1 pseudogene is annotated in these 796 nt (G+C 47.9%); it reads left to right on the top strand.

The features are described from left to right. A pseudogene (locus CIK04_RS26665) lies at nucleotides 1-796 on the top strand (PilZ domain-containing protein); the annotation flags it as partial.

Raw genomic sequence — 796 nt, forward strand, 5'->3', positions numbered from 1 at the left:
CACTTGCAACTTACCGCTGTTTTTCCAAGGCGATGAGCTCAAGCTCGCCATGCTTACGCCAAACAATATGCCAATTTGGCAATACTGGCATGATGAGCGTAATCAACAGGTCTTTGGTTCACTGTTACTACTCACAGCGAATGTCGATGCTTATGCGACCGGGGCTCAAAGGTGCCAGTAATGTGATTTATGTGTTTACTCACGAACATGAAGGGAAAAACTTTTTCTACTCCATGCTCATGCCCGAGGCCACACGAGAACAAAGACAGCTGTTTTGGCATCTTGGCGCAAAACGCGCCAGTTGGCGGGCGTTCCGTATTTCCATTTTTGAACTCAGTGAAAACGAACGCCAACAACTCGGTAGTTTCTCGCAAGAGTTAGCCGAAGCCTCTTCAGGGTTAACGCATTGTGGAATTTTGCAAGAAATTGCGGACAACTCGAATGGCGCAGACTATCTCTTTACTGAAAAGCCTCGACTGCCATCGAGCACTTTAAATACTTTCGCCATACACGGAAATCATCGGCTCCCCAAAGGGATTTCTTTGATGCTCAGTCTCGTCGAAAAGAGCCTCGCTACCGTTTTCAATCACCGCTTACACTGACCAAAACAGACGGCTTGACAATGAAAGGTAAGACGATCGACCTCTCCAAGCGAGGGTTGAGTCTCACCTTGGACGCGCCACTTGAGTTGGTGTCGTCTGAAGAGATCGAGATCAACCTACACGAATTGCAGCTCTACGATAAAAAGCTGCCATTGGACAAAATTCCTTATCGTGTGGTTCGCGTCAGCCCAGAC

This window comes from Vibrio sp. 03_296, from assembly GCF_002265885.1.